At 69.7% G+C, this 24,993-nt stretch carries 19 protein-coding genes; 13 read left to right on the top strand and 6 right to left on the bottom strand.

The window, feature by feature from the left end; translation table 11 throughout:
* Positions 1-158 precede the first annotated feature (158 nt).
* Positions 159-1,601, bottom strand: coding sequence for a choice-of-anchor Q domain-containing protein (locus B0920_RS07885; protein ID WP_078031979.1), 1,443 nt, complete (start codon positions 1,599-1,601; stop codon positions 159-161).
* A gap of 218 nt (positions 1,602-1,819) precedes the next feature.
* On the opposite strand from B0920_RS07885, the gene B0920_RS07890 reads away from it, so the two are divergent.
* Positions 1,820-2,188 (top strand): DUF1566 domain-containing protein, encoded by a 369-nt coding sequence (locus tag B0920_RS07890; RefSeq protein WP_078031980.1) that lies wholly within the window; start codon positions 1,820-1,822, stop codon positions 2,186-2,188.
* Between the two features lie 20 nt (positions 2,189-2,208).
* Here B0920_RS07890 and B0920_RS07895 read toward each other — a convergent pair whose 3' ends face one another.
* Both B0920_RS07895 and B0920_RS07900 read right to left on the bottom strand, forming a co-directional pair.
* A complete protein-coding gene (locus B0920_RS07895) occupies positions 2,209-3,660 on the bottom strand; it encodes a M20/M25/M40 family metallo-hydrolase (RefSeq protein WP_078031981.1) in 1,452 nt (483 codons plus the stop codon).
* A 74-nt stretch (positions 3,661-3,734) separates the two neighbouring features.
* A complete protein-coding gene (locus tag B0920_RS07900) occupies positions 3,735-4,871 on the bottom strand; it encodes a metallophosphoesterase (protein WP_078031982.1) in 1,137 nt (378 codons plus the stop codon).
* Positions 4,872-5,082: 211 nt separating this feature from the next.
* Here B0920_RS07900 and B0920_RS07905 point away from each other — a divergent pair, with 211 nt between their 5' ends.
* The 5 genes from B0920_RS07905 (at position 5,083) to B0920_RS07925 (ending at position 11,074) form a co-directional block, all read left to right on the top strand.
* Positions 5,083-5,607, top strand: coding sequence for a glycine zipper domain-containing protein (locus tag B0920_RS07905; RefSeq protein WP_078031983.1), 525 nt, complete (start codon positions 5,083-5,085; stop codon positions 5,605-5,607).
* A 142-nt stretch (positions 5,608-5,749) separates the two neighbouring features.
* Positions 5,750-6,727 carry a protein kinase gene (locus B0920_RS07910; protein WP_078031984.1) on the top strand — a complete coding sequence of 326 codons (978 nt, stop codon included), beginning with the start codon at positions 5,750-5,752 and terminating at the stop codon, positions 6,725-6,727.
* On the top strand, positions 6,724-9,024 hold the full coding sequence (locus B0920_RS07915) for an FtsW/RodA/SpoVE family cell cycle protein (protein WP_078031985.1): 2,301 nt from the start codon (positions 6,724-6,726) through the stop codon (positions 9,022-9,024). Before B0920_RS07910 ends, B0920_RS07915 begins: the two co-directional genes overlap by 4 nt.
* A 2-nt stretch (positions 9,025-9,026) precedes the next feature.
* Positions 9,027-10,604, top strand: coding sequence for a hypothetical protein (locus B0920_RS07920; RefSeq protein ID WP_078031986.1), 1,578 nt, complete (start codon positions 9,027-9,029; stop codon positions 10,602-10,604).
* A gap of 8 nt (positions 10,605-10,612) precedes the next feature.
* Positions 10,613-11,074 carry an SH3 domain-containing protein gene (locus B0920_RS07925; protein WP_078031987.1) on the top strand — a complete coding sequence of 154 codons (462 nt, stop codon included), beginning with the start codon at positions 10,613-10,615 and terminating at the stop codon, positions 11,072-11,074.
* 7 nt (positions 11,075-11,081) lie between these two features.
* Here the strand turns inward: B0920_RS07925 and B0920_RS07930 are convergent, their stop codons facing one another.
* Both B0920_RS07930 and B0920_RS07935 read right to left on the bottom strand, forming a co-directional pair.
* On the bottom strand, positions 11,082-11,504 hold the full coding sequence (locus B0920_RS07930; protein ID WP_078031988.1) for a hypothetical protein: 423 nt from the start codon (positions 11,502-11,504) through the stop codon (positions 11,082-11,084).
* 117 nt (positions 11,505-11,621) lie between these two features.
* On the bottom strand, positions 11,622-12,089 hold the full coding sequence (locus B0920_RS07935) for a GNAT family N-acetyltransferase (protein ID WP_078031989.1): 468 nt from the start codon (positions 12,087-12,089) through the stop codon (positions 11,622-11,624).
* Positions 12,090-12,201: 112 nt separating this feature from the next.
* Here B0920_RS07935 and B0920_RS07940 point away from each other — a divergent pair, with 112 nt between their 5' ends.
* From B0920_RS07940 to B0920_RS07960, 5 genes are all read left to right on the top strand, one after another.
* Positions 12,202-13,455 carry an MFS transporter gene (locus tag B0920_RS07940; RefSeq protein WP_078031990.1) on the top strand — a complete coding sequence of 418 codons (1,254 nt, stop codon included), beginning with the start codon at positions 12,202-12,204 and terminating at the stop codon, positions 13,453-13,455.
* 62 nt (positions 13,456-13,517) lie between these two features.
* Positions 13,518-14,501, top strand: coding sequence for a PP2C family serine/threonine-protein phosphatase (locus tag B0920_RS07945; RefSeq protein WP_229455275.1), 984 nt, complete (start codon positions 13,518-13,520; stop codon positions 14,499-14,501).
* Positions 14,502-14,625: 124 nt separating this feature from the next.
* Entirely contained in the window at positions 14,626-16,164 is a 1,539-nt protein-coding gene (locus tag B0920_RS07950) for an FHA domain-containing protein (protein ID WP_078031992.1), read from the top strand.
* Between the two features lie 520 nt (positions 16,165-16,684).
* Entirely contained in the window at positions 16,685-17,935 is a 1,251-nt protein-coding gene (locus tag B0920_RS07955; protein WP_078031993.1) for a glycoside hydrolase family 88 protein, read from the top strand.
* A 102-nt stretch (positions 17,936-18,037) separates the two neighbouring features.
* On the top strand, positions 18,038-20,560 hold the full coding sequence (locus B0920_RS07960) for a TonB-dependent receptor (RefSeq protein ID WP_078031994.1): 2,523 nt from the start codon (positions 18,038-18,040) through the stop codon (positions 20,558-20,560).
* Between the two features lie 533 nt (positions 20,561-21,093).
* On the opposite strand, the gene B0920_RS07965 is transcribed toward B0920_RS07960, so the two are convergent.
* Complete coding sequence (locus B0920_RS07965; RefSeq protein WP_078031995.1) at positions 21,094-21,918, bottom strand: NAD(P)-dependent oxidoreductase; 825 nt, start codon at positions 21,916-21,918, stop codon at positions 21,094-21,096.
* A 106-nt stretch (positions 21,919-22,024) separates the two neighbouring features.
* Here B0920_RS07965 and B0920_RS07970 point away from each other — a divergent pair, with 106 nt between their 5' ends.
* Together B0920_RS07970 and B0920_RS07975 are read left to right on the top strand one after the other, a co-directional pair.
* A complete protein-coding gene (locus B0920_RS07970) occupies positions 22,025-23,020 on the top strand; it encodes a LacI family DNA-binding transcriptional regulator (RefSeq protein ID WP_078031996.1) in 996 nt (331 codons plus the stop codon).
* A 103-nt stretch (positions 23,021-23,123) separates the two neighbouring features.
* Positions 23,124-24,950, top strand: a complete 1,827-nt coding sequence (locus tag B0920_RS07975) for a hypothetical protein (RefSeq protein WP_078031997.1) — start codon at positions 23,124-23,126, stop codon at positions 24,948-24,950.
* Positions 24,951-24,993 lie beyond the last annotated feature (43 nt).

Raw genomic sequence — 24,993 nt, forward strand, 5'->3', positions numbered from 1 at the left:
TCGGGCGCTGGAGAGACGGCAAGCGGCCGGCGCGCCGCCAGGCGGCGCGCCTTCCCCACGCGTGGCGTGGCCTCTCCCGTTCTACGGGTGGGCGCGCGCGACATGCGCGGCCCGCTGGATGGCGCATGCGGGGCCGGCCCGCATGCGCGTGCTCGTCATCAGTGCTGGTAGGCGCCGATGTCGTAGCCGGTGGTGGCGTTGCGCGGCTTGCCCTCGATGTCCATCGCGCTGGCGTAGGTCGCGACGCCGCGGCCGATGGCCGGCGAGCTGGTGGTCAGCTTGTAGTTCGGCGTGGCGGCGGTGCGCGAGTAGCCGACGAACAGCGGATTCGAGGCGACGGTGTTGACCGCCTTCAGGCCATTGCGCAAGGAGATGTTGTAGGTCTTGTTTTGGAAGATCAGGTTGTTGCGGTAGGTGTTGCTGCTACCGGTCTTGCCCTGCTCCGAAATGCCATAGGTGTTGTCGTACACGATGTTGTTGTGGACGTGAACATTGTTCGCGCCGGCGGAGGTGAAGTAGTAATCGCCGCCGCCCACGATGATGCCGAACACCGAGGAAGTCACCGTGTTGTTGATGATCTTCACGTCGGTGGCGTCGTGCCACAGGTGGATCGCGGCCGAACCCACGCGGTAAACCACGTTGTCCATGATCGTGCCCGAGGTGCTGACATAGATGCCCTGCACGTAGGTGCAGCCGGCCGGGCCGATGTCGTGCACGGTGTTGCCGATCACGTCGCCCTTGACGCCCTTGTAGTAGCTGTCCACGCCGATCGCCGAGCCGCCCGCGCTGTTGCACGGGATGGTGGTGGCCAGGTGGTGCACGTGGTTGGCCTTGATCTGGTTGTAGGAGCCGCCGGTGTAGATGCCGTGCACCCACTTGGTGCCGCTGCCCAGCTTGCTGCCATCGACGTCGAAGCCGATGATGCTCACGTAGTGGCCACGGTTATCCCAGGCGCTGTTGTTGCTCGAGCTGGCCGGCGGCACGATCCTGGCGCCCCACTTGGTGGTCGAGACCCAGTAGATGCGGGCCGCGGCGGTGCCGCTGGCGGTGGTCTTGATGCCGCCGGCGTAGGTGCCCGGCGCGACCCAGACGGTGGTGCCTGCCTTGGTCGCGGCCTTGGCGGCGCGCGCCAGGGTCTTGAACGGGGCGGCCTTGGTGCCGGCGGCGGTGTCCGAGCCGGTCGGCGACACATAATAGTTCGTGGTGGTCGCCGGAGTCGCGATCACGCTCGCCAGCAGGCGGGTGGAGCCGTCGGCCGGGGCGGTGGCGCCCTCGGCGCCGGCGCCTGGTGCGCGCGTCGATTCCAGGGGGTGGCTGGCGTAGCCGCTCAGTTCGAAGCTGTGCGCGGCCTGGGCAGCGCCCTGGTCCGCCGCAGCTGGCGTGGCGGTGGCGTCAAGGGCCTGGGCCGGTGTCGCTTGCGCCGTCGCGTCAGCTGCCTCGACCGTTGCGGCGGAAGCTGCGGTCGATGCGAGCTGGGCGGCGGTCTGGGATTGCTGGCCCATGTCGGTGTCGCCACCGCATGCGGTCAACAATACGGCAGCGCTGCAGCACAGCAGGGCATGGACGCGAAACTCCGAGGCAAAAGTGACGAGCTGTTTCATGTATGGGGTTTCCTCTAAAAAAGAATGTACCCCTTTGAGCGGCGGAAACTTCCCAAGTTCAACGTTTTTAAAGAAAAATTTTCTACGAGTATCAAAGAATCAAAAACGATTTCCTGATGGAAATCAAACCTTCACATGATCCAGATCGTAAGTACTACGCAACTAAGTGGCGGGGCCGACGGTCATACCGGACTGCTATCTATCACGAGGGATCTTCCATGGGCGAGTACATGCAAATCCGGGGATTGTTGCGGGAAGGCGAGCACTATGCGGGCCTGATCCTGGGCAAGGAGGACCCCGACTACCATCTGGTGCTGCTGCCGGGCGAGGCGGTGGACGTGAGCTGGCCCTCGGCCAGCGACTGGGCCGGCGAGCATGGCGGCGCGCTGCCCACGCGGCGCGAACTGGCTTTGCTGTTCGCTAACCTGCGCGAAGACTTCGACCGCAACTGGTACTGGTCCAGCGAGCCGCACGAAACGCGGGCCCAGCTGGTCTGGGGACAAAACTTCGCCAGCGGCATCCAGACCATCTATGGACGGCCCTACCGCGGGCATGCGCGCGCGGTCAGGCGGATACCGATAGGCTGAGAGGCGCCGGCGCCGCGCGCTCAGCGCTCCGGCACCACGGCGCGGCCGATCGGCTGCTCCAGATTGGCCAGGAACCAGGCGGTCGCGGTCATCACCGCCACGTGGCGGCGCAAGTGGTCCGGGTCCACCTTGTCCAGGGTGTCGGCTGGGGTGTGGTGATAGTCGAAATAGCTCGAGGTATCGATCAGCGGAGCGAAGCTCGGCACGCCGGCGCGTTCCAGGCCCGACAGGTCGCCCGTCTGCAGGGCGTCCTGGCGCTGGATCACGCCCGCGCCGAGCGGTTGCAGCGCGGCCTGCAGCGGCGTGAACAGCTTCATGGCCTGCGGCCCCACGCTGGTGCGCATCCCGAAGGGGCGGCCGGCGCCGTTGTCGCTTTCGATCGCCCCGAAGTGCTTCTCGACATTGCCCTGCTCGGCCGCGAGGTAGCCGCGCGCGCCACGGGTGCCGTTCTCTTCGTTCATCCAGGCGATCATGCGGATGGTGCGGCGCGGACGGTAGTCGAGGCGCTTGAGGGTTTCCAGCACCGCCATCGCGCTCGCCACGCCGACCGCGTCGTCATGGGCGCCGGTGGCCAGGTCCCAGGAGTCCAGGTGGCCCGAGACGATCACGATCTCGTCCGCCTTGTCGGTGCCCGGCAGGTCGGCGATGACGTTGTAGCTGTCGGCGTCCGGCAAGGTGCGCGGAGTCAGCACCAGGCGCATGCTCAGCGGGCCGCGCCTGGCCAGGCGCGCCATCAGCATCGCGTCCTCGGCGCTCACCGCCGCGGCCGGGATGCGTGCGCCATCGGCCAGGCCCGAGGAGCCGGTGTGCGGCAGCCGGTAGGCGGCGCCGCCGACCGAGCGCACCAGCGCCGCCACCGCGCCCAGCTCGGCCGCCAGGCGCGGACCGTCGCGGCGGTAGGCCGAACCCTGGCCGTAGGCCGAGCCGGCCAGGCCGCGTTCGGCCATGTGCTGGTCGAAGGGCACGTCGAACAGGACGATCTTGCCCTTGACCTCGCTCGCGCGGGCCTTCAGCTCGTCGAAGTGCTTGAGCACCAGCACGGGCGCAACGAGGCCGGTGTCGGGCGTGGCGCCGGAGCCGCCCAGGGCGGTCAGCACCACCCGCTGGGTGATGCCTTCGGGGCGGCCGGCGTAGTCCACCAGTTCGCCGGTCTCGACACCCCGCACCCAGTGCGGCACCTTGACCGGCTGCAGGCTCACTTTCGCGCCCAGCTTGCGCATCGCTTCCGCCACCTGGGTCACCGCGGCGGCCGCGCCGCGCGAGCCCGACAGGCGCGGGCCGATCAGGTCGGTCATGTCGGCCGTGCGTTCCCAGGCGTAGTCGCTCTGCATCGCCGCATCGCGGATCCGCGCCAGCGCGGCCGGGTCGTTGCCGGGGCTGGCGGCCAGCACGCCGGCACTGGTCAAGCTGGCGGCGAGGAAGCTCAGGACAGGGAGAGGCGCGAAGCGGCGATCCGGGGTGCGGCGGTCCATGCGTGGTTCCTGGGTAAGTTCAAGGGATTCCCACGATAGCGCATCCGGCAAGTTTTTGCTGTATTGACAATCCCTCAGGCCGGGACCAGGCGCAGCAGGGTGATTTCGGAGGGCGCGCCGAAGCGCTTCGGCGGTCCCCAATAGCCGGTGCCGCGGCTGGTATACACCCACATTTCGCGCACCCGCTTGAGGCCGGCGACGAAAGGCTGCTGCAGTGGCACGAACAGGTTCCAGGGGAAGAACTGGCCGCCGTGGGTGTGGCCCGACAATTGCAGGTGGTAGCCGGCCTCGGCGGCGGCCTGGGCGCTGCGCGGCTGGTGGGCCAGCAGCACGCGCACGGCGACGTCGGGCGGCGCGCCGGCGGCGGCCGCGCGCGGATCGCTCCGGTGCGCCGGGTTGAACAGATGGGCGGTGTAATCGGCCACGCCGGCGATCATCAGCTGCGCCTGGCCGCGCCGGCGCAACACGTGCTGGTTCAGCAGCACGGTCAGGCCCAGGCGCTTGAGCTCGGCGATCCATTCCTCGGCGCCGGAATAGTATTCATGGTTGCCGGTGACGAAGAACACCCCGTCGCGCGCCGCCAGCCGCGCCAGCGGCTGGGTATGCGGCGCCAGCCGGTGCACGCTGCCGTCGACCAGGTCGCCGGTGATCGCGATCGCGTCCGCGCCCAGGGTATTGACCTTGTTGACGATGGCGTTGAGGAAAGGCCGCTTGATGGTCGGCCCCACGTGGATGTCCGAGATCTGGGCGATCGCATAGCCGTGCAGCTCGGCGGGCAGGTTGGCGATCGGCACCTCGACCTTGACCACCCGCGCGACCCGGCGCGCATTGACCAGGCCGATCAGGCTCACCGCCAGCGCCACCAGGGGCACGGCCGCCGCGCTGGCGCGCAGCGCCGCCGGGCCCACCACCCCGAAGGGCATCAGGACCAGCAGGACCAGGTCGCGCAGCAGGGTCGTGACCAGCAGCGAGGAAAAAAATCCCATCGCCAACAGGCCGGCCCAGGACAGGAGTTCGGACCAGCGGCGCCGGCGCAGCGAGGCCGACATCAGGCCGACCGGCACCAGCACGGTCAGGAGGGCCAGGCCCAAGATGGCCAGGGTGGTGCCCGGCGTCCCCAGCGCCAGGTCCGGCAGCACGCGCATGCCGATATATACCTGAAGCAAGACCAGGAGGGAGAGCAGGATCAGGAAGCTGGGGCTGGGTCGCATGGGAGTGGCAATGGCAATCTGTTACGGCGAAGAGTCTCCTAGATGGGGCGGCTGCGCCGATCCGCAAGACGGCCGCCCGGCTGTTACAAAGGAGCCGGGTTTGTAAAAATCTGTATTAACGGATGGCACGTTTGCAGCGCGGGCCTATAGTGTGTCCATGCCCGGCGTTGCAGCGATCATCCGATCTCCGCTGGGGCAAGAGGACAATGCCATGTTGACATCGAAAACCTTTGGTGCGGTACTGCTGGCGGCGGCTGCCGCCTCGCCTGCGGCAATGGCCGGTGACCGCGGAGTGAACACCGCCGTCGGCGCCGTGCTCGGCGCCGCAATCGGCCACAGCGCCGGCGGCACCGAGGGCGCGGTGGTGGGCGGCGTGCTCGGCGCCGCCGTGGGCAATGCCATCAGCACCCGCGACGACCGTCGCTACCATGACAACCGCGCCTATTACGACAACCGCGGCTACTACTACCAGCAGCCGCGCCCGGTGTACGTGCAGCCGCGCCCGGTCTACGTCCAGCCGCGACCGGTGTACGTGGAGCCGCGTCCGGTCTACGTCCAGCCGCGCCCGGTCTATGTCGAATCGCGTCCGGTCTACGTGCACCCGGGCCGCGGCCATGGTCACGGACATGGCCATGGCCGCTGGGACCGCGATGATCGCCGCGACCACGGCGACCGCTGGGACCGCGGCGATCGCTGGGACCGCGGCGACCGGGGCGACCGCTACTACGGCCGCTGATCCGCCAGGAACTGCCGCGCGAGGGCCGGTACCGGGATCGGGACACGCATGACGCGGTCCCGGTCCCGGTACCGGCCCTCGCCGCTTTCCGCTTCCCCCCGCTTCGCTCCCGCAAGGGCGCAGGGCGCCATCGGGGGACAGCATGGTCGAAGCAGGGAACATCCTTACGCTCGCGGGCGGCCGCTACCGGCTGAGCGGGAGCGCGCCGCTGGCGGGTTCCGCCTACGGCCTGGTATGGCGCGCCGAGGCCCTGGAGCGCGGCGAGGCGGTCGCGATCAAGCTGGTCAACCATGAACAGATGGCGCGCGCCCCGCAGGCCTTGCGCGCGCGCTGGATCGAAAGCGCACGCACCGAGATCGCCTTCCTGCGCACGCTCGCCCCCTGGGACGGCCGCCACATCGTGCGCCTGCTCGACAGCGGCGAACACGAGGACCTGCCCGCGATGGCGCTCGAACTGCTGGACGGCGACCTGGCCGCCTACCTGAAGGCGGAGCAGGCGGCCGGGCGCCAGATCGCGCCCGCCCAGGCCCTGGACTGGATCGCCCAGGTCAACCAGGCCCTGGCCAAGGTCCACGCGGCCGGCTGGCGCTACCTCGACCTCAAGCCCGCCAATCTGCTGATCGACCGGCGCACCCTGCAACTGCGGCTGGCCGACTTCGGCACCAACCGGCGTCTCGACGACCTCGCCGCCCACTCCTACGCCGGCACCGCCAACTGGCAGGCCCCGGAACAGTTCTTCCCCGACGCGTCCGGATACCGGACCGGCGCCAGCGCCGATTATTTCGCCCTCGGCGCCCTGCTCTACTACCTGGTCAGCGGCCGCCTGCTGCGCTACGGCGCCGCCTGCGGGGAAGCCTACCGCCTGCACGGCCGCGACGCCGCCGGCCTGCTGGACGCGGCCGGCGCGCGCCCCGCCATCCTGGAGCAGGATGAGGCCGCGCTGTTCGCGCGCCAGGCCGGGGCCGCCGCCGCGCCCGCGCTGCGCCTGCTGCGCGCCCTGCTGGCCCCGCAGCCGGCGGCGCGCCCGCGCCACGCGCTCGACATCAGCCGCCTTCTCATGGAGGCCGGCGCGGCGCTGCGCGCCCAAGCGCCCCATCCGGCGCTGCGGAGCGCGGCATGAGCGCCCTGCTGCTGCGCATCGGCCCCGCCTGGGCCATGTTCGCCCTGCTGTGCGGGCTCCAGCTGTTCACCCTGCTGCGCGCGCCCCAGGCCTGGCTGCCCGAAGAGATCACGCTGCGCCTGCGCCCCGGCCAGGCGCTCGAACTGGGCGCGGCGACGCTGGGCGCGCCGCGCGCCGCCGAGAGGCAGCTGGCGCTGGCGCGCGACGCCGAGGGGCGCTGGTGGCTGCGCAACCTGGCGCCGGCCCAGCCGCTGGTGCTGCTGGACGGCGAAGTGCGCCGGCGCAGCGGCGAACTGCCCTTGAGCGCCGGCCAGCGCCTGCATCTCGGCGCCGCGCTGCTGCATGTCGCGGCCAGCAGCCCGGGGCGGGTGCAGCTCGGCGACGGCCGCCACACCTGGCGCTACGACGGCGCGACCCTGCTGCGCGACGGCGCGCCCCAGCCGGCCTGCCCGGAGACGCCGCTGGCGGCGCGCCTGGGCGCCTGGTGGAACCGGCTCGCGCCGCACGCCCTGACCCTGGCCCGCCCGCTGGTCCTGGGCGGCAATCTCCACTGCGGCAACCGCATCGCGATCCCCGCGCTCGAGTCCGGCAATGCCCTGGTCACGCGCGCCGCCGACGGGGTCCTGAGCCTGGCGGTGCGCGGCGTGCAGCCGGTCCTGGCGGCGCGCGCGTCCGGATGGGAAGACCTGGCCCTGCGCGCGCTGCCGCTGGCCGGCGCCGACGCCTTCGCGCTCGGCCGCACCCGTTTCGACCTGCGCGCCGAGGGCGACACGCTGCGCCTGGCGCCGCGCGGCCAGGTGAGCCTCTATGCGGCGCCCACGAACCACCTGCCGCCGGAACTCGCCTGGCGCTGGCGCCAGCGCGCGCACTGGAGCTTGCCCCCGGCGCCGACGCTGGCCTGGGCCGGCGCGCTCGCGGTCCTGCTGGCCGGCCTGCTGGCCGCCAGGGCGGACCGGCAGCGGCGCTGGCGCGTGGCGGCCGCCGGCCTGCTGGCCGCCGCCGCGCTGCTGGTGCTGCTCACCCAGCGCACGGTGGGCGCGCCGGGTGCAGGCATCTCCCTGCTGCTGGCCTGGGGCGCGCTCGCCCTGCTGCTGGCCTGGGCCCGCCGTCCCCGGCTGCTGGCCACCAGCGCGGTGGCCCTGCTCGGGGCCGGCCTGCTGGTGCAGCTCGACATGGGCCTGGGCGCGCAGGACAGCGCCTGGCTGCGCCACTTCCAGAACAGCGCCGCCCTGCTGGCCCTGGGCCTGCCGGCCAGCCTGCTGGCCTTGTCCGGCGTGGCGCGCGGCGCGCTCGCGCGCCAGCTCGCCGAGCGGGTGCTGCTGGCGCTGGCCGGCCTGGCCCTCTTCCTGCTGCTGCTCCAGGTCTGGTTCGGCGGCGAGACCGGCGTGTTCGAGATCCAGCCGGTGGAGTTCGCCAAGCTGGCGCTTGCGGCGCTCAGCGCCCACTGCCTGGCGCTGGCCGCCGCCCGCCTCGATGCGCCGCCCGGAACCGTCGCGCGCGACTGGCGCTTCTGGCTGCGCATGGCGGCACCGGCGCTGCTGTTCACGGGCCTGCTGGCGGCGGCCCTGGTGCGGGTGGACGATTATTCCCCGCTGGTACTGCTGCTGGTCTGGGCCGGCACCATGAGCCTGGCCTGGTGCTGGGCCACCGGCCGGCGTGCCGCCGCCGGCCTGCTGGCGGGCGCGGCCTGCGTCCTGCTGGCCGGCAGCGCGGCCTTGCAGGGCTCGGGCAATGCGCTGGGCGGCATGGAGTTCTACGCCGAGCGCTTCCAGGTGTGGCAGGATCCCGGCCGCCACCCGCACACCGGCCAGCAGGTGCTCCTGGGCGCGCGCGCGCTCGGCCAGGGCGGCTGGCTGGGCGCCGACGGCCTGCTCGGGCTCGCGGCCCTGGGCCGGTCCGCCGGCGAGGCGCTCGCCATTCCGGCGGTGCAGGACGATTTCGCCCCGTCCTGGCTGCTGCACCGCCACGGCCTGGCCGGCGGCCTGGCGCTGTGGAGCGTGCAGGCCCTGTTCCTGGCCGCCCTGCTGGGCGCGGCGGCGCAAGCCTGGCGCGCCGCGCTGGCGGCCGGCGACTACCGGCGCGCCTGGCTCGGGCGCTTCCAGTGCTTCGCCCTGTGCGGCGGCGCCGCCTTCGTCATGGGCCACCTGCTGCTGTCCTGGGGCACCAACCTCGCCATGTTCCCGGTGATGGGGCAGCCGATGAGCTTCCTGTCCTCGGGCGGCTCGCACCTGCTGTTTTTCATCTGCCCCCTGCTAGGTTTCGCCATGGCGACCCTTCACCAACACGAGGAGATGTGATCATGCCGGTCTATGTCCAACACGAGGTCCTGGCCAAGGTCAGCGACGTCTTCAATGCCGAAGCCCTGTGGCAGGCGCCCGGGCTGTCCCTGTTCGCGCGCCGTCCGCTGCTGCGCGACCTGCTGGAACGCAGCCCGCGCGAGCAGCGCGGCCGCGCCGCCACCCGATGTTTCTCGCACGTGACCCTGATGCTGCCCCAGGACGAGGTCGACGACGACCGCCACCTGACCCGCGGCGCGCGCGTGCGCGACCTGGCCCAGTCCCTGGCCGCCCTGCACCAGAAGGACTTCGCCGACCTGCTGGGCGGCGACGAGGTGCGCTACCACGTGGTCGGCAACGAGGCGGTTGCGCCGGGCGAGGTCAAGGTCAAGTTCGGCCACGCGGTCTACCTGCCGGCGCCGGGCGAACAGGTGCTGTACACCGTGACGGCCTCGCTCGATTCCGCGATCTGGAAGCCGGTGTGCGCGGTCTATCCCAACCAGCGCCTGACCCTGGTCGGCCACGACGCCGCCGGCGCCACCTTCGCGGCGCCCGGCTGGCCCTTCGGCGTCGACGCCGCCCTGCTGCTGGTGAACGACGGGCCGGACGCCCCGGTCGAGCTCCAGGTGCGCCCCAAGGACGCCTTCGAATGCCGCTACGACGCCGCCGCCGGCTATTACGTCCTGCGCGGCAAGGGCCAGGCGCCGGCGCGCCTGCTGCTGAAGATCGCGCGCGCGGCGTCGTCCCAGGCAGCGCCCCGGCCGCGCGTGGACCCGGCCACGCCGGCATCCCCCAGCGCGCCGCCCCAGCGCCCGCCGGCGGTCTGGAAGACGCGCGGCGCGGCGCCGGAACTCGAGATGACGGTGATGCCGCTGGCCGCGCCACGGCCCGCCCCTGCCGCCGCTGCGGCTGCGGCCCCGGCCGAGATGGACGCCACCTACGCCCCGGTCGCGCGCCACCGCATCACCCTGGCCGCGCTGGCCCTGCCGCGCCTGAGCCGCTTCCGCGAGACCGGCGCCCAGGCGCTGGAAGTGGGCCTCGACGCCCGCCTGCTGCCCGGCGCGCCCGCCAGCGACAACCTGATCCGCTTCGCGGTCGACGAAGCCGACGGGCTGCACGCGATCACCAGGGCCGGCCGCCAGCGCGTGGCCGTGCCCTCCAGCTTCGCGCCGCTCGACGAGGCCAGCCTGCGCCTGCTGCCCGCGCCCGGTCCGCTGGCCGAACGCTACGCGGCCCTGCTGGTGCTGCCCCAGGGTCCGAGCCAGCCGGCCCTGCCCGGCGCGCGCCAGCAGTTCGGGCGCGGCATGCCGGCGCTGGCCGCGCTGCGCGTGCTCGACACGCCCCAATGCCTGCGCCTGGCCGAGGGCGCGGCGACGGGCAGCGCCGACCGCCTGGGCCTGTCGCGCGAGGCCTTCAGCTGGGAAGCCAGTGCCGACGGCCTGCGCGTGGCCCGCCTGTCCGCCACCCAGGCCTTGTTCCACCTCGATGAAGAACTGCGCCCGGTGGCCCAGATCGCCGAAGCCACGCCGGACCAGCCCTACCTGCTGCCGCCCGGCCACCACCTGGTCGCCGGCCACTACGTGCTGCGCTTCGAGGCCTGAGGACTGCGATGCCCTCCGCCACCGAATTCGCCGCCTTCGGCGCCGGCCTGCTGCTGAGCCTGATCGCCTGCGCCTACCTGACCCCGCGCAGCTGGTGGCGGCGCCCCAACCTGCGCGCGCTCGGCCTGCTCGCGGGCGGCGCCGTGGTGCTGGGCTGGTCGCTGGCGACGCTGCTCGAACAGCCCGACCAGGCGCCGGCCGGCGGACCGGCGCTGGCGCTGGCGCCGGCCGCCGCCGTCGCGCCGCCTTCGGCCGGCGCGCGCTACCGCACCCACGATGCGGTCAACCTGCGCTCGGGAACCGGGACCGGGTCGACGCGCCTGGCGGTGCTGCCGGCCGGGAGCCCGGTGACCGTCACCGGCCGCCGCGAAGGCGACTGGTGGCAGGTGCGCGCCGAGATCGGAGGGCGGGAGTGGGAGGGATGGGCGAGCAGCCTCTGGCTGCGCCGCGCCGACGAAGGCCGGCATTGAATAGAGCCTAGGCGGCCGCCAGTGCCGCCGCCACCTGCCTGTTGAGGCGCGCCGTTCGCAGGATGTGCAGGACCGCCGCACCGGTGACCAGCGCCAGCACCGCCAGCGCCAGCACCGGACCGCCGAACAGCAGGGCGGCCACGATGAAGGCGATGCCGATCATGTAGATATCGTCGAAGGCCTCGAAACAGGCGGACCAGGTCGGATAGCGCAGCATCACGCCCGGCGTGCCGAGCTCGCGCCAGCCCAGCACCGTGGACCAGTCGCCGGCGCGTCCGAAGGCGATCGCATAGGTCGAGCCCTGCCGGGGAATCAGGCCCTTGCGCAGCCTGACGCCGTAGTGGCTGCGCTGCCTGCCGCGAAAACTGAAGTTGCCGCCAAAGGTGTCGACGTCGAATACCTCCTCGAAGTGCACCCGCTCGATCTGCATACGCTCGCTCCCGGCCTGCTGTTCATGGAGCGTCAGCTTAGCAAGAAACGCGCGCGCGAAATCCGCGCATTGTCACATCATCAAGGAGAAGGAATTGACAATCGGCCGCCGGCCGCCTCAGTCCCCGTCCGGGGCCGGATAGCGCATGGGATTGAAGTAGAGGCCCTTCACGCACTGCATCGGGGCCACCCGCACGAAGCCGAAGGCCTCGTAGACCGGCACCGCGTAGTTCGAGGAGTTGACGGTGAAGCTGCCCTCGCCGCCCTCCGCCACGGCGGCGTCGCGCGCCGCTTCCCACAGGCGGCGGGCGATCCCGCGCCGGTGCCAGCGCTTGTCGACGAAGAGATGGAACACATGGCTGCGGTCGCGCACCGCGACGAAACCGGCCAGCTCGCCATCCACCAGCGCCACATGGTAGACGTGGCCGCGCGCGAGGAAACCGCGTACGCCCATTTCGTCGTTCTCGGCGAGGAAGCTGGCTGCCCCGTCGGGGGACGATTCGTGGACGATGTATTCCTTCGCCAGGCCGCGCAACAGCGCGGACACGGCCGGGATGTCGGCGTTGACGAGCGGTCGGATTTCCATGATCGAGTGTCGGTCAGCAATGTGCTGGAACCGCCAACATACCACAGTTTTGAGTTGCCGCATGGCAATTTCGTTGACCGTTGCTGGCAAGCACATTTACACTGGATCGACCATGTCCCACGCCAGCCTGAGCCCTCCCGCAAGCAGCGCCGCGCCCCGCCGCAAAGTGCCCCTGACCAGGCCGCTGCGCCACGCGCGCTACCGCAGCATCTGGCTGGCCAACCTGGTGTCCAACCTCGGCACCTGGACCCAGACCTTCGCCTCGGCCTGGCTGGTGGCCTCGCTGTCGCAATCGGCGGCCATCACCTCGCTGGTCCAGACCGCAACCTACGTCCCGATCTTCCTGTTCGCCCTCCTCGCGGGCGTGGTCGCCGATGGCGTGCATCGCCCCAAGTTCCTGTTCTTCTGCAACCTGTTCATGGCCTGCTGCGCGGGCGCGATGGCCCTGCTGGTATGGTCGGGCCAGGTCAGCAGCGGGCCCGTGCTGGCGATTACCTGTTGCCTGGGCATCGGCACCGCCTTCATCTGGCCGGCCTGGCAGGCCGCGCTGTCCGGGCTGGTCGAGCCGGACGAGGTCGAGGCGGCGGCCACCCTCAACAATCTCTCCTACAACCTGTCGGCCGTGATCGGCCCGGCCCTGGGCGGGGCGCTGTTCGGCTGGATCGGTCCGGGCGCGCTGTTCCTGGCCAATGCCCTGTCCTTCACCGGCCTGCTGGCCGTGTACTGGCTGTGGTGGCGCGAGCGTGCGCCCCAGCGTGCGCCGCGCCAGGACTTCCGCGCCCGCTTCAGCGAAGGCCTGCGCTGCGCGGTCGGCTGCGCGCGCTACCGCCGCATCCTGCGCAACGTGTGCTCGGTGTTCTTCGCCACCATCGCCTTCGCCAGCCTGCTGCCGGTGTTCGTGCGCGACGTGCTGCATATGCGCTCCGGCGTCTACGGCACCCTGATGGGCTGCCTGGGCGCGGGCGCGGTGGCGGCCGCCTTCTTCCTGCCCCAGGTGCGCGCCCGCGTCGACAAGACCGGGGTGCTGGCCGGGGCCCTGCTGGTGTATGGCGCGATGCTGCTGGCCATGTCCTTCACCCGCTCGCTGGCGCTGCTGGTGCCGCTGATCCTGTGCGGCGGCATGGCCTGGTCGGCCACGGTCTCGACCCTGAACGCGGCGGCCCAGCTGTCCTTTCCGGCCGAGGTGCGGGCCCGCACCCTGTCGATCTACCTGTTCGTGATGTCCGGCGGCTACGTGGCCGGCAGCCTGTTCTGGGGCCGGGTGGCCGACGCCTGGGGCGTGCGCGCGGCCCTGGCCTGCGCCGGCGCCTGCGTGCTGGTCAACGCCGTGGTGCTGTTTACTGGAAGCCGCAAAAACCCCATCTGATCGCGGCTTCGCCCGGCGCCGTTTGCTAGTACAGTAGCAAGCTTGATACTACGACCATGCCCATGCAGCCGATCGCCGACTTCCGCTTCGCCCCCGTCTACGACCTCGCCGTGGCCAGCCTCACCGGCTGCGGGCCCGTCACCCGCGCCGAAAACCAGGACAACTTCGTGGTCATCGACTTCGAGGGCCAGGCTTGCCGCCTGGAGGGCGGCGCGCCGCGCCGCAGCCGGGTGGCCGGCTGGCCGCGCGGGCACGGCCGGGTCGCCGTGCTGGACGGGATGGGCGGCCATGGCCACGGACGCGAGGCGGCCGAGGCCGTCGCCGCCGGCCTGCTGGCGATCCCGCCCTGTACCGGCGTCGACGAGCTGGCGCGCCGCCTGGACGCGCTGCACGCCGAGCTGCAGGAACGCTTCGCCCAAGCCGCCGAGGGCGCCAGCGGCTCCGCGGCGGTGCGGCCCGGCACCACCCTCACCCTGCTCGAACTGCCGGCCGGCGGCGCGCCCCTGCTCTACCACGTGGGCGATTCCCGACTCTACGAACTGCGTCCCGACCAGGCCGTGCCGCTGACGGTCGACCATGTGCCGGCCACCGGGGCCGCCCTCGCCGGTCGCCTGGACGAGGCCGGCTGGTGGCGCCAGGTGCACGGCCAGCACACGCCCCAGATTGCCCAGGCTTTCATTCTTGGCAACACCTTCGCCGACCCGGCCGGGCTGGCCGACTCCCTGTATCCGCTCGGCGCCGCCAAGCTGCCGCCCTGGCTCGCGCAATGGCCGGACCGCCGGGTGCTGGCCCTGCGCGCCGACTGCGCCTACCTGCTCGCGACCGACGGCTTCTGGTCCTGCGTGCGGCCGGACGCCTTCGTCTGCCACTGGCCGCTCCTGTTCGCCGGGGCCGCCGACGCGGCCGCCATCCTGGACCGCCTGTTCGGCGCCCTCGAGCACGATCCGCCGCCCGGCCTGCACCCGGACAACCTGACCGCCCTGGTGCTGCGCCCCCTCCCTCAGCAGAGCGATGAAACGGCCCTGCCGACCGATACGCCGAAATAGTTACTGTGAGAAAATAATGTTGCTTATCAACGAAACCGGCGCGCCCAACACGGCAAAAACAGCGTAAGCTAACAATGTTGCCGTTCCGCCCGGCTTACCTTTTCGCGCGACCCCGAACCCGTCGATGAACCGCTGCCGCAACCCCGAGCATCCACACTGCACCGTCTGGGTCATGCCAGGCGAGCGCGTGTGCGCGCACGGGCATCCGCAGCCCGAGGACCAGCCCGTCGCGGCTGCGCCGGCGGCCGGCCTGCCGTCCAGTTTCGACGCCATCAGCGCGCTGCGCAGCCGGCGCCAGGCCGGACAGGCCATCGCGCCGGCCGCCGCGGCCGCGCCCGCGCCGCTCCAGCGCGCCCAATTGCACATCAGTGGCTTCGATCCGCGCGCGGCGGGCGGCCGCCAGGCGATCCGCCTGGAGCTGCGCGGCATGCCCATGGATTGCGCGGCCGAGGTGCGCATGCTGGTGCGCTCCGCCCTGCGCCTGTCGGGCGGGGAAAGCTATTCCTTCCTGCGCACCTCGCGCGGCGACTGGCGCCCGCTCTTCCTCGAGTTTTCCTCGCGCGGCCTGGAGCACGGCCAGTACCGCATCGAGATCGAACTGCACAGCCGCCACCCGCATGCGCCCGAGAGCGCCCGCACCTGGATCTGCTCGCCGGTGATCCTGGTGCCGCGCCAGGACGCCAGCCTGGGCGAGATCCACCAGACCTTCCTCGCCACCCACAAGAACGTGCGCGTCAGCGCCGACGATGCCGGCATCGCGCGCGTGCACGCGCCGGGCGGCGGCCGGGTCGACATCGACGTCACCGCGCGCAATGCCTCGATCGCCCAGGTCAACCTGGACCACCAGGGCGGCAAGGTCGACCTGGGCTTTTCCACCATCGCCTGGGACGAGGACCTGATCGAGATCGACCTGCCCGAGGAACACGCGCCCCATCCCTGCCCGGCCAGCAGCGCCTGCCTGGTGCATGCGGAGGCCGATTCGGCCACCCAGCGCCACGTCCGCCTGTTCGCCCTCGACGAATGCGTGCTCGGCCGCTTCGAGGCCACCGATCCCGAGGCCAAGGCCGAGGCCGACCTGCTGCTCGCCCACCACGGCGAGCACGGCCTGGACGAGGGCGGCCTGACCCGGCGCATCTCGGGGCGCCACGCCCTGATCCGGCGCGGCCGCGCGGGCTTCGAGATCGAGGACGTGTCGCGCTACGGCCTGCTGGTCGACGGCGTCTGGCCCGGCAAGCACACGCCGGTCCTGCTGCGTCCCGGCATGCGCCTCGAGCTGACGGCCAGCATCAAGGGCATCGTCACGCTGGAGGTGACGGCCCTGCTGCCGCACGCCGTGGTGCTGCACCGGCTGGACGCCGGCGCCGCCGCTGAATGCTTTTACCTGATGGCGCCTGATTGCGCGCCGGGCACGGCGGCGCCCGCGGTCTGCCTGCCGCGCGCTGCCGCGCTGCCGCTGCTGTTCCACCGCGACGGCGGCTTCTGGCAGCTCGACCGCGCCAGTGGCCGCGAGACGCCGCTCGCGCCGGGCGCCGCCACGGAGCGCCTGGGCGGCCCCGGCCAGCGCGTCCGCTTCACGGCCGATGCCTATCCCGAAACGCGCGCACGCCACCGCGGCCCGGGAGAGCGCCCGGGCCGGGCGGCTATTCCCCTCTACAACGCCTGACGACTCAGGCGGAAGCGGGTCGCAGCACCAGGAAGACCAGCGAGGTGCCGATCAGCAGCGCCATTTGCAGCGCAAAGACGATGGCCGGAGCCCGAAGGTGTTCTGGAATTTTCATGGCGCATCCTTTATGTTGAGCGTGACAGGAAAACCCGTTCAGGGATAACCAGCATACTCCTGCCAGCGCCGGATGTGCGCGCGCCATGCGCGCTTTTGCGCCCGCTCTGCTTTACTTCCCCTGCACTTGACGGTAGGATTTTCGCCAAGATTTGGCAACGTTTCCAGTTCCAGTCCCATGCAGCTTCTTCGCCCGGCGTTTTGCGGCCCCAGGGTTAGCAAAACGTTTTCGCTCGCCCTTGCCATTCAGACCTCAAAAGGACCAGCCATCCCGATCACCTCCCTCTGATAAACCCGATGAAACCCTTGCGCAACGCTTAGTTAAGCGTTTTCCTAAATTTGTTGACAGCCCCTGACCTTGTAGTTAGGATCTGATCAACAAGAAAAATATTGGAGACTCACCACCATGCCGATTCTTTCGCACGCCCTGCCGGTCCGCACTGCGAAAACGTTTATCCGCGACCTGAGCCTGGGCTTGGGCCTTGGCCTCGCCCTAGCCGGCGGCGCCGCGCAGGCCGCGCCCGCCGACGAGCCGCTGGCCGACATGATCGACCGTGACCTGAAGGTGGCCGCCGCCCAGTACGGCGCGATGCTGGCCAAGGTCCAGGACAAACCCGGCTTCCCGCGCACCCTCGAGAACGGCCAGGTCAAGCTGGTGCCGTGGCGCGACTGGACTTCCGGCTTCTTCCCCGGCTCGCTGTGGTACCTGTACGAGGCGACCAACGACGCCAAGTGGCGCGCCGCCGCGGTCGACTACACCGCGCGCATGGCGCCCGTGAAGTTCGACAAGACCCAGCACGACCTCGGCTTCATGCTCGGCGCCAGCTACGGCCACGGCTACCGGCTGACCAGGGACCCGTCCTACCGCGACGCCCTGCTGGCCGGCGCCACTACCCTGGTCACCCGCTTCAACCCCAAGGTCGCCAGCATCCAGTCCTGGGACCTGTGGCCCAACTCCACCTGGCAGTTCCCTGTCATCGTCGACAACATGATGAACCTGGAGCTGCTGACCTGGGCCGCGCGCACGGCCGGCGAACCCTATTACCGCGAAGTCGCCCTGACCCACGCCGACACCACGCTCAAGAACCACTTCCGTCCGGACGGCTCGAGCTACCACCTGGTCGACTACGATCCCAAAACCGGCGCCATCCGCGGCCGCGTCACCGTGCAGGGCAATGCCGACGCCTCGGCCTGGGCGCGCGGCCAGTCCTGGGGCCTGTACGGCTTCACCATGATGTACCGCGAGACGAAGAAGCCGGAATACCTGGCGCAGGCGCAGCGCATCGCCGCTTTCTACATGCAGCATCCGCGCCTGCCGGCCGACAAGATCCCCTACTGGGACTTCGACGACCCGGCCATCCCGAACGCCCCGCGCGACAGTTCCTCGGCCGCCATCACCGCCTCGGCCCTGCTCGAACTGGCCAATTTCTCGGACCCGGAGCGCGCCAGGGCCTACCGCGATTTCGCGACCGCCCAGCTGCGCAGCCTGTCCTCGCCGGCCTACCTTGCCGCCCCCGGCGAGAACGGCAACTTCCTGCTCAAGCACGCGACCGGCCACAAGCCGGCCAAGTCGGAGATCGACGTGCCGATCAACTATGCGGATTACTACTTTCTCGAGGCGCTGCTGCGCCTGAAGGCCACGCTGCCGGGAAGGTAGAACGGATTCGGCCGGAGCGTGGGATCGGCCGCGCGGCGTGTACTTCCGCCGCGCGCCGCTACCCGGGCCTGGCCATTTTCAGTGAAACCGGAGGAGACAGAGTTGGACAAGAACAGAATCGAAGGCTTCGACATCGCCGTGAAACCCGTGGCGGCGGTGGTGGCGCTGGCCGTCGCGCAATGGGCCCTGCCCGTGCACGCCCAGGAGGGACAGGAGACCGCCCAGGATCCGAACCGGCTGCAGACCGTGCTGGTCACGGCCAACAAGCGCGTCGAGAAGCTGGAGAACGTGCCGATGGCCATCTCGGTGCTTTCCGAAGCCGAAATCCAGCGCAACAACGTGCGCGAGATCGAGGACCTGGTCGCCCTCACGCCTTCGCTCACCCAGGCATCCGGCACCACGGCCGCCAACAACGCCCTGTTCATGCGCGGCATCGGCACCGTCTCGGTGGGCATCGGCGTCGAGTCGGACGTGGCGGTGATCATCGACGACATCCCGATCGCGGTCCAGTTCCAGGCCTTCCGCGACCTGGCCGACGTGGCCCGCATCGAGGTGCTGAAGGGTCCGCAATCGACCCTGTTCGGCAAGTCGGCCGTGGCCGGCGCCATCAACATCGTCACCAAGCCGATCACCGGCCCGGTGATCTACCGCGGCAGCGCCTACTACAGCGACGACAAGGAATGGCGCGTGGCGGCCTCGGTCGGCGGCCGTTTCACCGAGACCTTCGGCATGCGCCTGGCCGTGAACAAGAGCGACATGCCGGGCAACTTCACCAACCTCACCACCGGCGAGAAGGTCAACGGCTCCTCGGGCAAGACCATGATGGCCAAGTTCTCGTGGACGCCGATCCGCAACCTGGACATCGACTTCATGCCGCAGTATAACGAGCAGACCAACAGCCGGGGCGTGACGGCGGTGAACGGCTTCTACCGCACCACGGGCTCGGCGGCCGCGGGCAACCTGGTCCAGACCCCGGCCGACCTGTCGACCGCCTACATGAACGGCAACCCGCAGCTGCCCGCCTCGCTCACCCTGGCCGGGATCGATCCCTACAACCCGCGCAACCGCAACGTGCGGCGCGACTTTCCGACCGGGATCAACTCGCGCACCTCGGGCGCTGGCCTGAAGTTCTCGTACACGCTGCCGAACGATGCGATCCTGATGTCGATCACCTCCTACGGCCGCTACAAGGCCAACGACTACCGCGACCAGGACTTCGTCGACGTGCCGACCCTGGCGCGGCCGGGAGAGACCCGGCTCACGGTCGGCAACAACCAGTTCGGCACCTACGACATCCGCACCAAGACCCAGGAGTTCCGCCTGATCTCGCCGGACAACCGCAGCCTGCGCTACGTGGCCGGCCTGTGGTGGGCGCGCAATGAGATCGAGCGCCACTTCATCCGCGGCTTCTGCGTCAAGCCGGCCAACTGCACCGCCAGCTCGCCCTCCAGCCCGACCAACTACTACACCGACATCTACAACGTGAACAAGGCCGTGTTCGGCCAGGCCACCTGGGACTTCGCGCCCACCTGGACCCTGGTGGCCGGCATCCGCCGCAACCTCGAGGAATCGGGCTTCAATTACGAGCGCAACTTCTACACCGACCAGCTGGACCGCTCGACCTTCGTGCCGGGACCGGTGGGCGTGGACGTGTTTTCCAGCAGCGGCAACGAGGACTGGGCCACCACGGGCAAGCTGAGCATCCAGAAGCAGCTGAGCAGCGAATGGATGGTGTACGCCATGACCGCCACCGGCCACAAGGGCAAGGCCTATGACGTGACCAGCGGCCTGCGCGCCTCGGCCGCCTTCCCGGTGGACCCGGAAACCTCCCGCACCTACGAGCTGGGCACCAAGGGCAACCTCTTCAACAACCGCATGTCGGTCGCGGCCACGGTCTACAAGACCGACTTCAAGCACTACCAGCAGAACACCTCCTTCGTGCTGCCGAACGACCCGACCATCTATACCCAGCTCAACTCGATTCCGAAGATCCGCACCAAGGGTTTCGAGATCGACGCCAACATGCTGCTCACCACGAACTGGTCGATGAACGCCTCGCTGGCCTATACCCGGCCGACCATCGAGGACTGGAAAAACGGCCCCTGCTACCAGGACAACACCAACCCGCCGATCGCGGGCGGCCTGGGCGAAGGCGGCTCGCTGGGCGGCTGGAACCGCGCCTGCTTCCCGATCCGCCAGGGCGCGACCACCGGCGTGCAGGACCTGTCGGGCGGCATCTTCCCGGGCACGCCCAAGGTGAAGGTCAACATCGGCAGCAACTACGACTTCCGGGTCGGCTCCATGCCCTTCTGGGGCTTCATCAACGGCAACGTGCGCTACCAGAGCGACTACCAGACCAACATCAACAACGACCCGCGCTCGGTGAACGAGTCCTACACGATCGCCGACCTGGGCTTCGGGATCCGCGACGAGAAGGACCGCTATCGCCTGAGCTTCCGCGTGAACAACCTGTTCGACCGCTTCTACATCGGCAATGCGAACGCGAGCGGGCCCTCCTACCGCGCAGGACCGACCCCGACTTCGCCGGCGATCACGGTCAACAGCTGGGTGCCGCCGCGCGACGTGTTCCGCTACTTCAGCGTCAAGCTCGATGTGAAGTTCTAAGCCGCTCCAGCAGTATCGCTAACGCCACCCCGTCGTCCCCGCGAAGGCGGGGACCCAAGTTTCACGCGTGACCACGACGCATGACATGTATCGCTAACGCCACCCCGTCGTCCCCGCGAAGGCGGGTACCCAAGTTTTACGCGTGACCACGACGGATGACATGTATCGCTAACCCCACCCCGTCGTCCCCGCGAAGGCGGGGACCCAAGTTTCACGCGTGACCACGACGCAGGACATGTATCGCTAACGCGACCCCGTCGTCCCCGCGAAGGCGGGGACCCAAGTTTTACATGTGACCACGGCGCATGACATGTATCGCTAACGCCACCCCGTCGTCCCCGCGAAGGCGGGGTCCCAAGTTTCAAGGGTGACCACGACGCATGACATGAATCCCCGCCTCCGCAGGACGTCCTTTCCGGAATTGCCGGGAACGACCTTGTATGTCGACGAGCCTTGCGACAGTTGGGGCGCACTCACGACAAACAAAAACGGCGTCCCGCAGGACGCCGCCCCCTCAGCGAAAAATGCTCCGCTCAATCCTCGTACATCGGCCCCGCCGTCACGAAGGGCCCGCCCTGGAAGGTCGCCGTCGCATCTTCCGGCGCCGGCCACGCCCCGGTCTGCGGGAAGCGCTCCGCGAACTCGCGCGAACTGTGCTTGGGCACATAGCCCAGGTGCGCCGCCTCGCGGTTGTCCCACCAGCGCACCGCGTTGTCGGAGGTGCCGAAAGTGATCGTATGCCCCACGCGCGGCGCGAACAGCGCGCAGCGGATCAGCTCCACCAGGTCGTCGTAGGCCAGGTAGGTCACCATCATGCGCGCCGTGCGCGGCTCGGCGAAGGAAGAGCCGATGCGCAGGCACACGGTCTCGATCCCGAAGCGGTCGTAGTAGTAGCGCGAGAGCGCCTCGCCGAAGCACTTCGACACGCCATACAGCCCGTCCGGACGCAGCGGCGCCCTGGCGTCGATCACCTCGGTCGTGCGGTAATAGCCGACCACGTGGCTGGAGCTGGCGTAGATCACCCGCTTGACGCCCTGCTTGTACACCGCCTCGTACAAGTGGTGCAGCCCGAGGATATTGGCCTGCATGATGGGCTCGAACTTGTCCTCGACCGAGACGCCGCCGAAATGCAGCACGGCGTCCACACCCTCGAGCAGCGCCAGCACGGCGTCGCGGTCCGCCAGATCGCACTGGACGACCTCCTCGCCCGGCCCCGCCGCCGGAATGGCGCGCACATCGCTCAGGCGCAGCACCTCGGCCCAGGGCTTGATGCGCTCGCGCAGCATGGTGCCGAGGCCGCCGCCGGCGCCGGTCAGGAGCAATCGTTGGAAGGGCTTGCGCGCGGTCGCGTCGTTCATGGGCTGTCTCCAGATGGGGTTAAACGTTTAACCAGCATATATCCGAACCTGTTGCCGCGTCAACCACGCATGTTAAGATGTTCATTCGAGTAACGATTAACCGACCATGAAGAACCCTGCCCCGACCATCCGCGATGTCGCCGCCGCCGCCCAGGTGTCCACCGCCACGGTGTCCAAGTACATCAACGGGGCCCAGCGTTTCTCGCCCAAGGTCGAAGCGGCCCTGGACGCGGCCATCGCCAGCCTGGGCTACAGGTCGAATCCGCTGGCCAAGTCCATGATCACCGGCCGCACCAACACCATCGGCCTGTCGGTGCTGGACATCACCAACCCGCACTTCTCCAGCATCCTCAAGGGCGCCAACCGGGTCGCGCACGACCAGGGCTATTCGGTGCTGCTGGTCGACACCGAGGAGACGCCCAGCCGCGAGCGGCGCGTGCTGGAAGAACTGAGCCGCCGGGTGGATGGCATGATCGTGTTCTCGCGCATGCGCGAACACGAGATGGGCTGGATGGCGGAGATCGACAAGCCGCTGGTGTTCTTCGGCTCCCTGGCCGAACTGCCCTTGCCGACCGTGGCCAGCGACGACCATGGCGGCGCCTTCATGCTGGCCCAGCATCTGCGCATGCTGGGGCACCGGCGCATCGCCTACCTGGGCTTCTCGAAATCGCGCCGCGACGAGGAGCGCCTGGGCGGGATCCGCGAATGCCTGGACGCGGCCGGGCTGGAATTGCGCATCTTCGATGGCGAAAGCCCCTCGCTGGGAGAGGGCGAACGCCTGTGCTCCAGCATCGTGCTGGGGGCGGACCGCCCGGACGCGGTCATCTGCTACAACGACCTGATGGCGCTCGGCTTCATGAAGGAGGCGGCCAACCTGGGCGTCTCGATTCCGCGCGACCTCTCCGTGGTCGGCTTCGACAATATCGCCTACGGCAAGTACGTCACGCCCGGCCTGACCACCGTCGACCTGCAGAGCGAACGCATGGGCGCCAGCGCGATGGAAAAGCTGCTGGCGGTGATCCGCGGCGAGCCGGTGGAAAAACTCACCAAGATCGCTCCCCAGCTGATCCTGCGCGCCTCGACCCTGGCGCGCTCCAGCTAGACAGCCTCCGCCCCGGCGCCCCGCGCGGCGCCACAGCTGCGCTTTACATTCCGGAATACTTCCCCTATGCTTTAGGAAAACGTTTAACAAAACCGGAGACTTCATGCGTCACGCCCTTCCCTACCTGGCGGCGAGCGCGCTGCTGGCCGCGCCGGCCCACGCCACGCCCCCATTGCAGCGCAGCGTCGAGCAAGCCTATCCGCAGCTCGACTACTTTTTCCAGAAGCTGGTCAAGGAAAGGGAGAACCTGACGATCGACGGCCGCCAGGCCTTCAAGAGCAAGGACAAGTTCCTGCCCGGGAAAATCGCCACCGGCCTGGCCGACCTGCTGCTGCACCTGCCGCCCGAGGATCCGCGCCTGCCGGGCATGCTGCGCGACTATGCGGACCTCGCCGAGCTCACCATCGGCATGGACAACGACACCTGGGGCATCTACTACTACATCGGCGCCCTGCACCGCCTCAAGCAGGCCGGCCTGCTGGAGCGCGCGGTGCGCCCGGCGACCCTGGAGACCTTGCGCAAGCGCCTCGACTGGCGCAGCTTCGTGCGCCTGCCCAGCTACGAGCTGATCGACCTGCCGACCAACTACTACGGCGTCGCCTTCAGCATCGCGCGCCTGCGCATGCTGATGGGCTGGGAGGACGGCAGCGGCAGCGAGGTCCTGCTCGACAAGATGCTCAAGCACTACGCAAAGTACTCGGGCGAGTACGGCTTCAGCGACGAGACCGACGGCGAAGGCCGCTTCGACCGGTACAGCATCCTGCTGGCGGCCGAGATCTGCGAGCGCTTCATCGAAACCGGCTTGAGCGTGACGCCCGAACTCAAGGCCCTGCTGCGCAAGTCGGCGGAAGTCGCCCTCAACAGCGCCACCGCCGAGGGCACCGGCTTCACCATGGGCCGCAGCCTCGGCCCCTATGGCGAAACCGCGATGCTCGAAATCCTCTCGACCGCCGCCTACCTCGGAGTGCTGTCGCCGGAGGAGAAGGAATACGCCTATGCCTACTCGGCCCGCATCGCCGAGCGCTACATGCGCTTCTGGTACAACCCGGAGCTGCGTTCGGTCGACATGTGGAACGGGGGCCGCCGCACCGACGCCTATCGCGGCAAGCACCGCATCCTGGGCGAGAACTTCTCTTTGCTGCACCAGCTCATCGCCACCAACGAGATGTGGAACAAGGCCGGCATGAAGGACGCCGCGCCGCGCCAGGATCTGGCGGCCTGGCTGGAGCGCAGCCGGCCGAAGTTCTCGCTGACCCGCTTCGCGCGCGGCGAGCACGATCGCGCGCTGGCGATCTGGCGCGACAAGGGACACGTGTTCAGCCTCTCGATCATCAACGGCGGCCAGGGCCAGCATGCCAACAGCCCCTACTATCCGCTGCCCTTTGCCCACGGCGTGGTGGCGGGCGTGGCCGACAGCGGCCCCGCCCATCCCCAGTTGCTGCCGAAGTTCACGCTGGCCGATGGCAGCGAACTGATCGCCACCGCCTTCATGAAGGACATCCAGTCCCAGGCGCGCGGGGCCGGCCAGGTGCTGAGCTACCGCCAGGACGCGCTGACGAAACTCGGCGGCCGGACGCCGGCGCCCGACGCACGCATCCGCGTCGAGACCGAATACCTGCTGCAGCCCGGCGCGATCACGCGCACCGACCGCTACCTGGCCAGCGCGCCGCTCGAGGTCGCGAAACTCAGCCTCGAATTCGGTTCCTTCTCGCAGGGCGCCACGGTCGAGGGAAATACCGTGCGCTTCAAGCAAGGCGCGGTCCAGTCCTTCCGGGTGCATGGCATGGCCTCGTGCAAGGCCGAGCCGGCGGCCGGCAGCGAGGCGTGGCGCGCGCCCTACGGCCAGATGAACACGGTGGTGAGCTGCACCAGCGGCCCCTTCGCCATGCGCCAGCCGCTCACGATCAGCTGGACCATGCGCTACCAGTAGACCGGACGGCGACAGTTCGTCTCTTCGCGCCCGCTCCTCCCTT

The sequence above is a fragment of the Massilia sp. KIM genome, from assembly GCF_002007115.1.
Classification (GTDB): Bacteria; Pseudomonadota; Gammaproteobacteria; order Burkholderiales; family Burkholderiaceae_D; genus Telluria.

Coding starts and splice junctions, on each gene's coding strand:
- B0920_RS07885 (WP_078031979.1), bottom strand. CDS start 1,601: ATGAAACAGCTCGTCACTTTTGCCTCGGAGTTTCGCGTCCATGCCCTG.
- B0920_RS07890 (WP_078031980.1), top strand. CDS start 1,820: ATGGGCGAGTACATGCAAATCCGGGGATTGTTGCGGGAAGGCGAGCAC.
- B0920_RS07895 (WP_078031981.1), bottom strand. CDS start 3,660: ATGGACCGCCGCACCCCGGATCGCCGCTTCGCGCCTCTCCCTGTCCTG.
- B0920_RS07900 (WP_078031982.1), bottom strand. CDS start 4,871: ATGCGACCCAGCCCCAGCTTCCTGATCCTGCTCTCCCTCCTGGTCTTG.
- B0920_RS07905 (WP_078031983.1), top strand. CDS start 5,083: ATGTTGACATCGAAAACCTTTGGTGCGGTACTGCTGGCGGCGGCTGCC.
- B0920_RS07910 (WP_078031984.1), top strand. CDS start 5,750: ATGGTCGAAGCAGGGAACATCCTTACGCTCGCGGGCGGCCGCTACCGG.
- B0920_RS07915 (WP_078031985.1), top strand. CDS start 6,724: ATGAGCGCCCTGCTGCTGCGCATCGGCCCCGCCTGGGCCATGTTCGCC.
- B0920_RS07920 (WP_078031986.1), top strand. CDS start 9,027: ATGCCGGTCTATGTCCAACACGAGGTCCTGGCCAAGGTCAGCGACGTC.
- B0920_RS07925 (WP_078031987.1), top strand. CDS start 10,613: ATGCCCTCCGCCACCGAATTCGCCGCCTTCGGCGCCGGCCTGCTGCTG.
- B0920_RS07930 (WP_078031988.1), bottom strand. CDS start 11,504: ATGCAGATCGAGCGGGTGCACTTCGAGGAGGTATTCGACGTCGACACC.
- B0920_RS07935 (WP_078031989.1), bottom strand. CDS start 12,089: ATGGAAATCCGACCGCTCGTCAACGCCGACATCCCGGCCGTGTCCGCG.
- B0920_RS07940 (WP_078031990.1), top strand. CDS start 12,202: ATGTCCCACGCCAGCCTGAGCCCTCCCGCAAGCAGCGCCGCGCCCCGC.
- B0920_RS07945 (WP_229455275.1), top strand. CDS start 13,518: ATGCAGCCGATCGCCGACTTCCGCTTCGCCCCCGTCTACGACCTCGCC.
- B0920_RS07950 (WP_078031992.1), top strand. CDS start 14,626: ATGAACCGCTGCCGCAACCCCGAGCATCCACACTGCACCGTCTGGGTC.
- B0920_RS07955 (WP_078031993.1), top strand. CDS start 16,685: ATGCCGATTCTTTCGCACGCCCTGCCGGTCCGCACTGCGAAAACGTTT.
- B0920_RS07965 (WP_078031995.1), bottom strand. CDS start 21,918: ATGAACGACGCGACCGCGCGCAAGCCCTTCCAACGATTGCTCCTGACC.
- B0920_RS07970 (WP_078031996.1), top strand. CDS start 22,025: ATGAAGAACCCTGCCCCGACCATCCGCGATGTCGCCGCCGCCGCCCAG.
- B0920_RS07975 (WP_078031997.1), top strand. CDS start 23,124: ATGCGTCACGCCCTTCCCTACCTGGCGGCGAGCGCGCTGCTGGCCGCG.